Origin of the sequence: Glaciibacter kafniensis (genome assembly GCF_039538945.1) — a bacterium.
In the GTDB taxonomy this organism is placed as follows: Bacteria; Actinomycetota; Actinomycetes; order Actinomycetales; family Microbacteriaceae; genus Cryobacterium; species Cryobacterium kafniensis.
The window spans coordinates 441845-454592 of record NZ_BAABCN010000002.1; the positions used below are offsets into that span (position 1 = coordinate 441845).

Genomic DNA, 12748 nt, shown 5'->3' on the forward strand with positions numbered 1-12748 from the left:
GGTCGCACTCCGTCCGTACACACCCTGACCGAGCGGTAGAGACTCCCAAATGTATCGACTTCTGTTTTCGCAGGTGCTCAGCCGACTCGACCCGGAGCGTGCCCACCACCTCGCGTTCGTCGTGATTCAGGCGCTGCCGACGCTCGGCTTCGGCCGACTCGTGAACCGCTTCACGCGTCCGCGCACAGATCAGAGCGTGACGACCCTCGGTCTGCGCTTCGAATCACCGTTTGGGCTCGCTGCCGGTTTCGACAAAGACGGCAAGGCTGTCATCGGCCTCGGCCAGCTTGGCTTCGGTCACGTCGAGGTCGGAACGCTCACCGCTGTTGCGCAGCCCGGCAATCCCACGCCGCGGCTATTTCGCTTGATTGCAGACCGTGCGGTGATCAACCGCATGGGCTTCAACAACGGCGGGGCGTCATCCGCCGTGCCCCGTCTGTTCAAAGTGCGATCGGTCGCCGGTCGCCCCGTGCTCGGCATCAACATCGGCAAAAGCCGTGTCGTCGAGGTTGAGAACGCCACAGCCGACTACCTGGCCAGCGCCACCGCACTCGCGCCGCTCGCCGACTACCTCGTGGTGAACGTGAGCTCGCCGAACACGCCTGGCCTGCGCGGATTGCAGGAGCTCGACCAGCTCGCCCCGCTGCTCACCGCCGTGAAGTCGGCCGCCGGTACGACGCCGCTGCTCGTCAAGATCGCACCCGATCTCAGCGACGACGAGGTCACCCGCATCGCCGAGTTGACCGTTGCGCTGAACCTCGACGGAATCATCGCCACCAACACCACGCTGTCACGCGCAAATCTGAAGACGGATGCCGCGGTGGTCGAAGCCGCCGGAGCCGGCGGGCTCTCCGGAGCCCCGCTGCACGCTCGCGCACTTGCCGTTCTGAAGATCATCAGGGCCTCGGTGCCCGCCGAACTCTGCGTGATTTCGGTCGGCGGTGTCGAAACGGCCGAGCAGGTGGCCGAGCGCCTCGATGCCGGTGCCACACTCGTGCAGGGCTACACCGCGTTCCTCTATCAGGGTCCGCTCTGGGCGCGCCAGATCAACCGGGGACTCGACCGCCTGCGCGGCTAACGAGTGTGGTCGGCTGCCGCGGCAGCCAGAAACTGATTGCGCTGCTCGATCAAGCGGCGCAGGTAGCGTGCGAGAACGACTCTCTCAGCGACGCGACCGAGGATCCCGAACGGCGCACTGAACTCGACGTGATCGATCATCGTGGTTTCGCCGTCGCGTGCGATAAAGGTGTGCTCGTGCCGGAACGTGCGAAACGGCCCGCGCACCTGCTCGTCGACAAAGGAGTCGGGAGCGAACATTGAGGTGATCCGGCTCGTCATCCGAAACGGAATCCCGAAGTGGCGTGCCCGCCAGCTCACCTCGTCGCCTGCGGCGATGAGACCGCCCGTCACGCCGCCGACGGCGCGCTCCTTCGAACGCGACATCGAGTCGACGTGCAGATCGATGTTGCGCGCCAGATCGAACGACTGGTGAACCGTTGTCGGCAGCTCTGTTCGGCATTCGAAGGCGACGCTCATACTCGAAGTCTGTCAGTTCGACGAGGCGGAAGGAGTCAGCCGGGCCGCCCGAAGACGGGATTATCCAGACGACGGGCTCAGCCCGACCAACTCGGCGCTGACCTGCCAGAGGCGGGCAGCATCCGTTTCGTCGTAGCTGCGCGGTGACGATCGCACGGGCTTGCCGTTGGCGAAGAAACGGCCAGAGACCGAGGCGAGTTCAGGGGCGGAGGCGAGGCGGATCGACGTCGTTGCCCCCTGAGCCGGGCTCTTCATGAATGGTCGAGCGAGGGGCACAAACAGTCGTTGGATCGGCGCGGGGTCAGTCGCCCCGAATCCCGTGTTCACGACGCCGGGATGCAGGGCGTTGGCCGTGACCGAGATGCCGGTCAGCTTCCTCGCCAGCTCGTAGGTGAACAGCACATTGGCGAGCTTGGACTGGTTGTAGGCGCGCGCACCCGAGTAGCCCCGTTCGCCCTGGAGGTCGTCGAAATCGATTCGTCCGAGAGCTTGGGCGTTGGAGGAGACGGTGACGACGCGCGATGGGGCGCTCTGTTCCAGCCGGTCGAGCAGCAGATTGGTCAGCAGGAACGGCGCGAGGTGATTGAGCGCGAAGGTGTGCTCGAGGCCGTCGACGGTGACCTGCCGCGTGTTCCAATAGCCGCCGACGTTGTTGATGAGTACATCGAGGCGGGGCAGCCGTGCGAGCACTTCTTCGGCCAGCCGACGCACCTCCGCCTGGGACGACAGATCGGCGACGAAGGCGTGCACCGTCCCACTTCCGGCACTCTGGATGTCTCGCCTCGCTTGCTCAGTGCGGGCCACGTCCCGTCCGGTGATCGCCACGTCGGCACCCAGCGCGGCCAGGCCGAGAGCGGTCGCACGGCCGATGCCCCCCGTGGCGCCGGTGATCACAACGACTCTGCCGGTCAGTGACGTGCTGCCGGTCAGCGACGTGTTGATGGGGCGTTGCATGTTCCGGCTCCTTCGATTCGGGTGGAACGTGCGGGCATCTCTAGGGTAAGTCTGCCTTTCGTCCGCTGACTTCGCGCGGGGAACTTCGCTACGCTCCAGACATGACCAGTGGATCACCAACCGGAACGCCCGACTCCGAGGAGACGCCGCGCGACTGGTTGCGTCGTCTGCCCATGTTTCCGGCCGATCTGCCGACGCTCGAGGTGCCGGCACTTGCTGCCGACCCTCAGACGCTCTTCGTGGCGTGGATCCGCGAGGTCGTGGCGGCCGGCCAACTCGCCGCTCGGGTGATGACACTCGCGACGAGCGACGCCGAGCGGGACAACGCGCCGGGTGCACGCGGCGTCTTGCTCACCGACCTCGATGAGCGCGGGTGGCAGTTCGCCACCCACGCGTCGAGCCCGAAGGGGCGTGCCCTCGCGGCGCATCCGTTCGCGGCATCGACCTTCTTCTGGCCGGTGCTCGGGCGCCAAGTGCGGCTGTTCGGCACCGTTCACCAGCTGCCAGCGGATGCCGCGGCACGCGACTTTCGGGGGCGTTCCGAGACCGCGCGAGCGTCAATTCTCGTCGGACACCAGAGCGAGCCACTCGAACGGCCGGAAGACTACTCTGCCGCTTTTGAGCGCGCGCGGACCGCTCTGCAGAGCGACCCCACCCTTATTGACGAAGATTGGGCCGTGTACGCCCTCGCGCCAGAGCGGGTCGAGTTCTGGCAGGGTTCGACGACCGGTCCGCAGACTCGAGTGCTCTACCGCCGCGTCGGCGAATCGTGGGCGACGTCGCGCCTCTATCCCTGACCGGCACACCCTCGTCGAACTGTGACAAATGACCATGTCGGGCGCGTGAAAATGGTGATGTGACACAGTTCGGCAACGGTAGGCGTGACGATCGCGTGCGCGAGGGCGAAGTGACCCGCGACGAGGAACGCCACCCAGCACGCAGCGAAACGGCTAGAGCAGACCGCGCTCAGCCAGTTGGTTGGCCAGACTCAAGCCATCGGGGCCATAGAACCACGGCGCATCTGGGGTGCCCTGCACGGCGTCTTTCGACCGGCCGCCGGCCAGGACGGCTTCGCTGGGGGAGAGCTGACGGATGGCCACCGCGGCCACGCTCGCCGGGAACTCGCGTTGAAACTCGCTGTAGATCGCCTCGTCGTGCTGCCCGTCGTCGCCGATCAGAATCCAGCGCATCTGCGGAAACTCAATGGCCAGACGACGGAGGTTGTCGCGTTTGTGCTCGCGACCGCTGCGGAACCAACGGTCGTGAGTCGGTCCCCAATCGGTGAGCAGCAGCGCGCCGGCCGGATATAGATTGCGGGACAGAAATCGGGTGAGTGTCGGGGCAACGTTCCAGGCACCGGTCGACAGATAGATCACTGGCGTCCCTGGCGTTGCGACGGCCAGCCGGTCGAGCAACACGGCCATACCGGGCGTGGGAACCCGGGCGTGCTCGTCGAGAACAAAGGTGTTCCAGGCCGCGAGAAGCGGGCGGGGAAGCGTGGTCACCATGACCGTGTCATCGACATCCGAAATAATGCCGGTGGTCACGGATGGCGCCACGATGAAGACAGGAGACTCGACCGGGTCAGACCCGAAGGTGCGCAGCAACGCGGTGTGCCAGCCGGGGCTCAGCGTGGCCGGAACCACCGCATCGACGACGCCGCCGCGGTCGGCCTGCACCTCGTGCACCGTGCCGTCGATTTCGATGGTCACCAAGGCATCGTGCACGGGAACGCTGGTGAAACTGCGCCAGCCGCGCAGGCCGGCGTCGCGACGCTCGGCCCGTCGACGCAGAAAACTGCGAGTCGATTCTTTGCGCTTCGGCTTTGGCGGCTTGGTCAAGAGAACTCGGCACAGTATGCGCGCCCAGTCGGTGGAACCGTAGCCGGTGTAGGGGATCACCGTGGGGCGATGGCCGCGGCGTCGTGCGAATCGATCGCGGACATCGTGCAACGCGTCTTCAAGACGAGCCGCGCCGTGCATCATGGTTGCCGGAGCCGTCGTGTTCGATCGTTCGGCGGGAGAATGTTGCACTCGCTCAGTCTGGCATGCCCGGCTGGAGATCAGCCGGTGGCCGGGGGGAGACACACGAGCGACTGTGCGCAGGCGGCGGTGCGGGGTCCTTTAGAATTAGGGTCACTAAATCAGGAGGAACCGTGGCGTTTGGCGACATGTTCAGTGTGGAATCTGGAGCTACGAATCAGCAGATTCGCGTTGAGCCAATTCAGCAACGGAGTGCAGCGCGGCTGTCAGCTCTGCTCGATGCCGCCGCGGAGGTCGTCGATGAGGTCGGGTTCGACCGCATCACAACGGCCATGGTCGCTGAGCGTGCCGGTGCCTCGATCGGCACGGTCTACCGCTACTACCCTGATCGCGTCGCAGTGCTGAATGCGTTGCGGGATCGTGCAGACCAGCGTTTTCGTGAACGAGTCATCCTGGAGCTCGACATCAACGAGCCGGAGACCTGGTGGGATGCCCTCGATTGCGCCATCACCGCCTACGTGGGGCTGCACCGTTCGGAGCCGGGCTTTCGCATCATGAGTTTCGTCGATCGCGACCGTACCTCATTCGGTGACGGTGTCGACGGTGGCTTCTTCGCCACCCGTCTCGCTCGGGTTCTGGCCGAGGAATTCGGGCTGCCCAGCGGACCAGATCTGATCTTCCGCCTCGAAGTGGCGATCGAAATGGCCGATGGGATTATCACCCGTGCGTTTTATTCAGACCCGCAGGGCGACGAACGGTTCATCGACGAGAGCCGCCGCGCCGTGCACGATTACCTCGTCGGCTACTACGGTCCGAGCGCTTCGCTCGTCGCGCCGCAGAAGTCAGCACCCGGCATTCCCGCTTTGGCGCTTCTCGCAGACTGATCACAACTCGCACCAATCTTTTTTTGCCTCTGGCTCCGAAGAATGGTTGGGTTGATACCTGGCACGTGTTGATCCGACTCCATTCGAGGAATGAGCCACCCCATGATCGAGTTTCGCGCAGTCACAAAACAGTTTCCCGACGGCACTATTGCCGTCAACGATTTCAGCCTGGTCATCCCGTCCCGCAAGACGACCGTACTGGTGGGTTCGTCTGGCTCTGGCAAGACCACCCTGCTGCGCATGATCAATCGCATGGTCGATCCGACGAGCGGCACCGTTGAGATCGATGGCACCGACATCAGCACCCTGCCGCCGGTGAAACTGCGGCGCAGCATCGGCTATGTCATGCAGAACTCCGGCCTGCTTCCGCACCGCACGGTGATCGACAATGTGGCAACGGTTCCCCTGCTGCGCGGAGTGGCCAAGAAGAAGGCGCGCCAGGATGCGCTGGGCTTGCTTGATACCGTCGGCCTGCCCCGAACGCTGGCCGACCGCTATCCCAACCAATTGTCTGGCGGGCAGCAGCAGCGCGTCGGGGTGGCGCGCGGGCTCGCTGTCGATCCGAACATCCTGCTGATGGACGAGCCGTTCGGCGCCGTCGACCCGATCGTTCGCCGGGAGTTGCAGCACGAACTCATCCGGCTGCAGCAGGAGCTCGACAAGACCGTGGTTTTCGTGACCCACGACATCGAAGAGGCCTTTCTGCTCGGCGACCAGGTCGTCATCCTGCAGCAGGGCGGTTTCATCGCCCAGGTCGGTTCACCGAAGCAGATTCTGAGCGCACCGGCGAATGATTTCGTCGCCAGCTTCGTCGGAGCCGAACGCGGCAAACGCGCACTCCACCTCGAGACCCACAACGGAAACGACGTGCTCGTCGACAGCGAAGGACGCATCGCCGGCGTGCTCGTCGGCAGCACGGGTGCTGCCGAGCGCGATCCGGCGTTCGACTCGGAGAGAGAGGCGCAGGGAGGGGTCAGGTGACCTGGATCTGGTCGAACCTCGATCTGTTGGGCGAGCTCACGCTCATCCACCTTTCGCTGTGCCTCCCCGCCATTGTTCTCAGCTTTCTGATCGCCATTCCACTCGGCTGGCTGGCCAATCGCTACCGGTTGAGCCGCGGGCTGCTGTTGACGATCTGTGGTCTGCTCTACGCCATCCCCTCCTTTCCTCTCCTCGTCACTCTGCCGGTCATCGTCGGCGTCGAAGTCCGCTCGCCGGCCAACCTCGTCATTGCCCTCACCATCTATGGAGTGGCACTGATGGTGCGTGTCGTCGCGGATGGCTTGGCAGCCGTCGACGCGGACGTGCGGCAGTCGGCCGTCGCCGTCGGGTTCTCGGCGTGGACTGCCTTCTGGAAGGTCGAGCTTCCGCTGGCCGGCCCGGTGCTCGTGGCCGGCATCAGGGTTGTGACCGTGAGTACGGTGAGCCTAGCCACCGTTGGAGCGCTCATCGGAATCCAGAGCCTCGGCAGCCTGTTCACGGATGGGTTTCAGCGGGGGATCGACGCTGAAATAGTCGCCGGAATTGTGCTGACGGTGGGCGTCGCCCTGGTCCTTGACGCACTTGTGGTCGTGCTCGGCCGCACGCTGATGCCGTGGACTCGGCACCAGAAAAGCAATCGCAACGGCACGTCGAACGGTTACACAACCGGATCTCCGAACGGTTCGCCGCAGCCTGACCAACCGACGAAGTCTGATCCAGAGCCGGCGGTGACGTCATGAACTACTTCGCCGAGGCACTCGCCTGGCTGGCGGATCCTGCCCATTACATCGGCCCTAACGGCATCCCAACCCGGCTGGCTGAGCACATTCTGTTTACCGTCGTCACGATTCTGATCGCATCGGCGATCGCGATCCCGATCGGTTTCGCCATCGGACATACCGGCCGCGGCCGCGGAATTGCGGTGTCGGTCTCGGGTGGGTTCCGGGCGATTCCGACGCTCGGATTGCTGACGCTGGTCGCGCTCTGGGTGGGGATCGGGTTGGAGGCGCCTTATGTGGCGCTCACCATTCTGGCCATCCCGCCCATTCTTGCCGGTGCGTACAGTAGCTTCGAAGCGGTCGACCGACGCACGATCGACGCGGCGCGTGCCGTCGGCATGAGCGAGATGCAGATCGTGCGGAAGGTTGAGATTCCGCTCGGCCTGCCGCTCTTGATCGGCGGTATCCGCTCAGCCACACTGCAGGTTGTGGCGACTGCGACGCTGGCTGCCTACGTCGCCAACTTCGGTCTCGGGCGTTTTCTTTTCGAGGGCACGAAGACCAACAACTATGCAGAAATGCTCGGCGGGTCGATCATCGTGATCCTGCTGGCTTTGGCCTGTGAGGGGTTGTTGGCCCTGACCCAGAGGCTTGTTGTTCCACGCGGCGTCGCAGCAGGACGCCCTCGAGATGTCCGTTCGCGACCGACCCGGTCGCGCGCGGTGATGGGAACCCCCGTCGAGGAAAGGAAGAACTGATGTTCGCAGCACGTAAAGGCCGACTGGCACTTGTTAGTGCCGTCGCGGTCGGGGCCATGATCGCCCTGTCAGGGTGTTCAACCGGTAATCCTCTGGGCAGTGGGGAAACGACTCCGGCCGACTCCACCACTCTCGTAGTCGGTTCGCAGGACTACTACTCCAACGAAATCATCGCCGAAATCTACGCTCAAGCACTTGAGGCCAACGGTTTCACCGTGCAGCGCGACTTCAAGATCGGGCAGCGTGAGGTCTACCTGCCCGAAATCGAGGCCGGCAAAATCGACGTCTTCCCCGAATACACCGGTGACCTGCTGCAGGCTCTCGACAAGAATGCGGTCAGCGCCTCGAGCGAAGAAGTCTTCACCGCCCTGCAGGCCGCTCTGCCCGCCGGCCTTCGCGCACTCGACCAGGCGCAAGCCAGCGACGCGAACACCTGGACGGTGACGAAAGCCTTCGCCGACAAGTACAAGCTCACCGACATCGCTTCACTCACGAACGTGACGGAGCCGATCATGGTCGGCGGCAACTCCGAGCTCGAAACCCGACCATATGGTCCCGCAGCGCTCAAGGAGAAGTACGGCGTCGTGACAGCCGGCTTCACTCCCGTCGAAGATGGCGGCGGCCCGCTCACCGTGAAGGCGCTGGAGGACAACAGTATCCAGCTCACGAACATCTACACGGCCAGCCCCGCTTGGGCATCAGGCAAGCTCTTTGCCCTGGCCGACCCCGACCACCTGTTCTTCCCGTCGAACGTCGTGCCGATCGTGTCGAAGAAGGTCGATGACAAGGCAGCTGCAGTTCTGGACAAGGTCAACGCGGCACTCACCGAGGAAGCCCTCGTCTCGTTGAACGACGAGAGCGTCAATCAGCAGAAGTCAGCGGATGTCATCGCGACGGCGTGGCTGAAGCAGGCTGGGATTCTGTAGGTCCCACGATCGTTGGTCGAGGAGTGTGCTCGCTACGCTCGCTCCTCGACAACGGATTCAGCTGAGCAACAACAACATCGCCGTCGGCGCTGCCAAGAGTGCAACCGCCGCGGCGCCGACGGCGATGCGCGCTACCACGGGCAGCGGCGGGTATTGGCCGGTCAGCCTCCGCACTCGGGGGAGCACCATGTCGAACTGATGATCGGGTTCAGCGGCAGGCTCCGCGTGTGTGGCCTCCGCCAGTGACTCGATCGCCGGGTCGAATTGACCGGCTGTGCCAACGAGCGCAATGGCGCGGGCCAACGTGATGTCGTCGACGACGTGACGAGCCTGATCGTCGGCGAGCATCTCAACGAGTAACGCCACCGCGTTCTCTGAACGGTTCGCGATCGGAAACCAGGGCAGGGCGCTGTGCCACGACTTGAACGCCAGCAAGACCATGTGGTGCTGCTGGGAGAGGTGCGCTTTCTCGTGCGCGATGACTCCGCGCAACTCATCGGGCTGCAGCAGCTTGAGCATCCCGGCCGACAGCACGGTGATTGAGCGCGTCGCTCCGGGTAAGCAGTAGGCGACGGGCGCAGCATGTTCGATCACGCGGGTGCCAGGGCGATCGGGCAGCGGCTGGCTGAGCAACTGCACCAATTGATGGTGTCGACGTCGCTGCCGCTCACTGCGAACGAAGGTCATCGCCAGATTGAGCAGGAGATGGGTGCCGAGCAGAATCGCGGCGGTGAGCGCGATGAGGTGTCCGAAGCCGGTTGCCTCCGGCAGCGTGCCGCTCAGCAGGTGATCGACCAGCGACGCGAGGGCGCTCGGAAGTGTGTCCCCGAACGGAATGAGTCCCCAGGTGAGGAACGCCCCGATCATCGAGAGTCCGCCGGCCAGCGCGATCGACTGCCAGAGTGCCAGTGCAGCACCGGGAGCCCGATTGGGCCAGCTCGCGTTGGCGAGCAGAATGGGGACCGGCCAGGCCAGTGCGACCGTGAGGATCGCGAGAACGATGGCAGCGAGCAGCACGTCGATGTGGCCTGTCTCGGGTGTCGGGGAGTGGGAGTCGGTGAGGGACTGTCGGCTTAGCGCGCGCCGACGGGAGCACCAACCGTGCCGCCACCGAGCAGCTGCCGCAGCGTCTCGGCTTCTTGCGGGCTCACATTGCCGATGAAGCGCGCCAACGCTGCCTCGCGGTCGCCGCCGGAGCCGAGAACCTCATGCATCAGTTCAGCCGTGTGCTCGGCCCGGGACGTGACCGCGTGATAGAGGTGCGGGCGGCTGTCGCGATCCCGCGTGACGAAGCCCTTGTTCTCCAACCGTGAGAGCACGGTGAGCACCGTCGTCGTGGCGAGTTCGCGAGAAACGGGTGTGGTTCTGTGGTCGGCAAGCCGATCGCGAAGTTCATTCGCCGATAGTGACTGATTGGTGTCCCACAGCACATCCATCAGCGATCGTTCCAATTCACCCAAACTTGCCATGTCATTAGTTTATCGGCATTTCAATTTGCTTTCTACACAACGTAGAAGAGTATTGTTCTACTTGTCGTAGAAATTGCCTCGACATGGCAGTGAACTGAAGCGGAGAACAGATGAATGAGTGGCTAGACCCGTTACTCCTCTCGAGGTGGCAATTCGGGTTGACAACCGTCTATCACTTTCTCTTCGTTCCCCTCACGATCGGGCTCTCGCTCACCGTCGCCCTGTTTCAGACAGCGTGGGTGCGCACCGACAAGGTCAAGTACCTGCAGCTGACCCACTTCTTCGGCAAGATCTTCTTGATCAACTTCGCCATGGGCGTCGTCACCGGAATCGTTCAGGAGTTTCAGTTCGGTATGAACTGGTCTGATTACTCCCGCTTCGTCGGCGATGTCTTCGGCGCCCCGCTCGCCTTCGAAGGCATCGTGGCGTTCTTTCTGGAAGCCACATTCATCGGCCTCTGGATCTTCGGCTGGGACAAGCTGCCCCGCAAACTGCACCTCGCCACCATCTGGCTGGTCACCATCGGCAGCACGGCATCCGCCTATTTCATCATCGCCGCCAACGCCTTCATGCAGAATCCGGTGGCGTTTCAGATCAACGAGGCGAAGGGGCGAGCCGAACTGACCAACATCGGTGAACTACTCAGCAACCCCATCGCCCTGGCCGCGTTCCCGCATACGATCTTCGCCTGTTTCATGGTCTCGGCCGGTCTGATCATCTCGGTGGCTGCCTGGCACCTCTACCGCAATCAGCACCTCGACACCATGCGGCCGGCCCTGAAACTCGGCCTCTGGATGATGGTCATCGCCGGCATCGGCACCACCCTGATGGGCGACCAGCTCAGCCTCGCCATGGTGGACGCGCAGCCCATGAAAATGGCCGCGGCGGAAGCGCTCTATCACACGGCTACCGGGGCGAACGCATCCTTCTCGATCTTCACTCTCGGCACACCGGACGGTGTGCATGAACTCTTCTCGATTCGCGTGCCCTACCTCCTGTCGTTGCTCTCGACGCACAGCTTCGACGGCACCGTCGAGGGCATCAACAACCTGCAGGCGCAGTACGTGCAGCTCTACGGACCCGGCGACTACACGCCGATCATCTGGGTCACCTACTGGTCATTCCGCTGGATGATCGCCTTGGGCGTGCTGCACATCCTGGTGGCGCTCACCGGCCTGTGGCTCACCCGCAAGGGGCGGATGCCGAAGAACAAGTGGGTCTGGAAGGCCGCGATCTGGAGCTTTCCGCTCTCGCTTGCCGCGATGATCGTCGGCTGGGTGTTCACGGAGATGGGCCGGCAACCCTGGCTGGTCTTCGGACTGCTGAAGACCGAAGACGGCGTCTCGCCGGGAGTGAGCGGCGTCGAGGTCTTGATCTCGCTCATCGCCTTCACCCTGATCTACGGCGCCCTCGCGGTGGTCGAGTTCAAACTCATCATCAAGGCGGTGCAGAAGGGGCCGGAGGACGCCCCGACACCGCACCCCGAATCCGGCGAAATCGCCCCTCGCGTCACCGTCTACTAGGAGCTGATGATGGATCTCAACTACCTCTGGTTCTGGATTATCGCCGTGCTGTTCATCGGCTACTTCGTGCTTGACGGGTTCGACTTCGGGGTCGGGATGTCGTTGCCGTTTCTCGGTAAGGACGACACCGACCGCCGGGTTCTGATCAACACGATCGGTCCGGTCTGGGACCTCAATGAGACCTGGCTGATCGTGGCGGGAGCCGCCCTCTTCGCCTCCTTCCCCGAGTGGTACGCGACGATGTTCAGCGGCTTCTACCTGCCGCTGCTGATCATTCTGCTGGCGTTGATCGCCCGCGGTGTCTCGTTCGAATACCGCCACCAGCGCCCAGAATCCCGCTGGAAGGCGTGGTTCGACGGCATGATCATCGTCGGCTCGGCCGTGCCGGCTCTGCTCTGGGGTGTCGCATTCGCAAACGTGGTGCGCGGTGTTCCGCTCGATGCCGGACACAACTACATCGGAACGTTCTTCGACCTGTTGAACCCGTATGCACTGCTCGGCGGTCTCACCACCCTGCTGCTCTTCTTCACCCACGGGGTCGTCTTCGTTGCGCTGAAGACGGAGGGGGACATCCGGGTACGAGCCCGCAGTCTGGCCATTCGGTCCGGTGTGGTGACGATTCTCGTCGCCGCTTCCTTCCTGGTCTGGACAACCCTGGCCTATGGCACCGTCGCATCCGCTCTGCTCGCCCTCGGTGCGGCGCTGACCCTCGTGGCCTCGTTCGTGGCCAACCTGCGCGGCAAGGAGGGGTGGGCGTTCGCTCTGATGGCGGCTACGATCGCGCTGGCCGTGCTGACCCTGTTCGCCTCGCTGTTTCCGGACGTCATGCCCGCCAGCAACAACCCGGCGAATAGCCTGACCATCGAGAACGCCTCATCGACCCCGTACACTCTCAGCGTGATGAGCTGGACGGCGTTGATCGCCGCCCCGGTGATTCTGCTCTACCAAGGCTGGACATACTGGATCTTTCGCAAACGCGTCACCCGCGCCCACATCGAAGAGGCAGCCCACTAACC

Annotated in this window: 14 protein-coding genes; 9 read left to right on the forward strand and 5 right to left on the reverse strand. The window is 63.8% G+C overall.

The window, feature by feature from the left end:
* Positions 1-49: 49 nt before the first annotated feature.
* Positions 50-1078 (forward strand): quinone-dependent dihydroorotate dehydrogenase, encoded by a 1029-nt coding sequence (locus ABD791_RS02570; protein WP_345061984.1) that lies wholly within the window; start codon positions 50-52, stop codon positions 1076-1078.
* Here ABD791_RS02570 and ABD791_RS02575 read toward each other — a convergent pair.
* A complete protein-coding gene (locus ABD791_RS02575) occupies positions 1075-1536 on the reverse strand; it encodes an SRPBCC family protein (protein WP_345061986.1) in 462 nt (153 codons plus the stop codon). The two genes, ABD791_RS02570 and ABD791_RS02575, sit on opposite strands and share 4 nt — an antisense overlap.
* Positions 1537-1596: 60 nt before the next feature.
* Positions 1597-2490, reverse strand: a complete 894-nt coding sequence (locus tag ABD791_RS02580; RefSeq protein ID WP_345061988.1) for an SDR family oxidoreductase — start codon at positions 2488-2490, stop codon at positions 1597-1599.
* 101 nt (positions 2491-2591) lie between these two features.
* Between ABD791_RS02580 and ABD791_RS02585 the strand changes: the two genes are divergently transcribed.
* Entirely contained in the window at positions 2592-3287 is a 696-nt protein-coding gene (locus tag ABD791_RS02585) for a pyridoxine/pyridoxamine 5'-phosphate oxidase (protein WP_345061990.1), read from the forward strand.
* 153 nt (positions 3288-3440) lie between these two features.
* Here ABD791_RS02585 and ABD791_RS02590 read toward each other — a convergent pair whose 3' ends face one another.
* Positions 3441-4475, reverse strand: coding sequence for an App1 family protein phosphatidate phosphatase (locus ABD791_RS02590; RefSeq protein WP_345064448.1), 1035 nt, complete (start codon positions 4473-4475; stop codon positions 3441-3443).
* Positions 4476-4645: 170 nt separating this feature from the next.
* Between ABD791_RS02590 and ABD791_RS02595 the strand changes: the two genes are divergently transcribed.
* The 5 genes from ABD791_RS02595 (at position 4646) to ABD791_RS02615 (ending at position 8740) form a co-directional block, all read left to right on the forward strand.
* Entirely contained in the window at positions 4646-5356 is a 711-nt protein-coding gene (locus tag ABD791_RS02595; protein WP_345061992.1) for a TetR/AcrR family transcriptional regulator, read from the forward strand.
* A 102-nt stretch (positions 5357-5458) separates the two neighbouring features.
* On the forward strand, positions 5459-6337 hold the full coding sequence (locus ABD791_RS02600) for an ABC transporter ATP-binding protein (RefSeq protein ID WP_345064451.1): 879 nt from the start codon (positions 5459-5461) through the stop codon (positions 6335-6337).
* Entirely contained in the window at positions 6334-7077 is a 744-nt protein-coding gene (locus ABD791_RS02605) for an ABC transporter permease (RefSeq protein ID WP_345061994.1), read from the forward strand. The genes ABD791_RS02600 and ABD791_RS02605 overlap by 4 nt, the downstream gene beginning before the upstream one ends.
* Positions 7074-7814 carry an ABC transporter permease gene (locus ABD791_RS02610; protein WP_345061996.1) on the forward strand — a complete coding sequence of 247 codons (741 nt, stop codon included), beginning with the start codon at positions 7074-7076 and terminating at the stop codon, positions 7812-7814. The genes ABD791_RS02605 and ABD791_RS02610 overlap by 4 nt, the downstream gene beginning before the upstream one ends.
* Positions 7814-8740 carry an ABC transporter substrate-binding protein gene (locus ABD791_RS02615; RefSeq protein WP_345061998.1) on the forward strand — a complete coding sequence of 309 codons (927 nt, stop codon included), beginning with the start codon at positions 7814-7816 and terminating at the stop codon, positions 8738-8740. The genes ABD791_RS02610 and ABD791_RS02615 overlap by 1 nt, the downstream gene beginning before the upstream one ends.
* A 57-nt stretch (positions 8741-8797) precedes the next feature.
* On the opposite strand, the gene ABD791_RS02620 is transcribed toward ABD791_RS02615, so the two are convergent.
* Both ABD791_RS02620 and ABD791_RS02625 read right to left on the reverse strand, forming a co-directional pair.
* On the reverse strand, positions 8798-9757 hold the full coding sequence (locus tag ABD791_RS02620) for a M56 family metallopeptidase (RefSeq protein ID WP_345062000.1): 960 nt from the start codon (positions 9755-9757) through the stop codon (positions 8798-8800).
* Positions 9758-9813: 56 nt separating this feature from the next.
* Positions 9814-10209 carry a BlaI/MecI/CopY family transcriptional regulator gene (locus tag ABD791_RS02625; protein ID WP_345062002.1) on the reverse strand — a complete coding sequence of 132 codons (396 nt, stop codon included), beginning with the start codon at positions 10207-10209 and terminating at the stop codon, positions 9814-9816.
* A 110-nt stretch (positions 10210-10319) separates the two neighbouring features.
* Here ABD791_RS02625 and ABD791_RS02630 point away from each other — a divergent pair, with 110 nt between their 5' ends.
* Both ABD791_RS02630 and cydB read left to right on the forward strand, forming a co-directional pair.
* Positions 10320-11732: a cytochrome ubiquinol oxidase subunit I gene (locus tag ABD791_RS02630; protein ID WP_345062004.1), complete on the forward strand. Its 1413-nt coding sequence runs from the start codon at positions 10320-10322 to the stop codon at positions 11730-11732.
* Positions 11733-11741: 9 nt separating this feature from the next.
* Positions 11742-12746 (forward strand): cytochrome d ubiquinol oxidase subunit II, encoded by a 1005-nt coding sequence (gene cydB, locus ABD791_RS02635; RefSeq protein WP_345062006.1) that lies wholly within the window; start codon positions 11742-11744, stop codon positions 12744-12746.
* Positions 12747-12748: the final 2 nt, after the last annotated feature.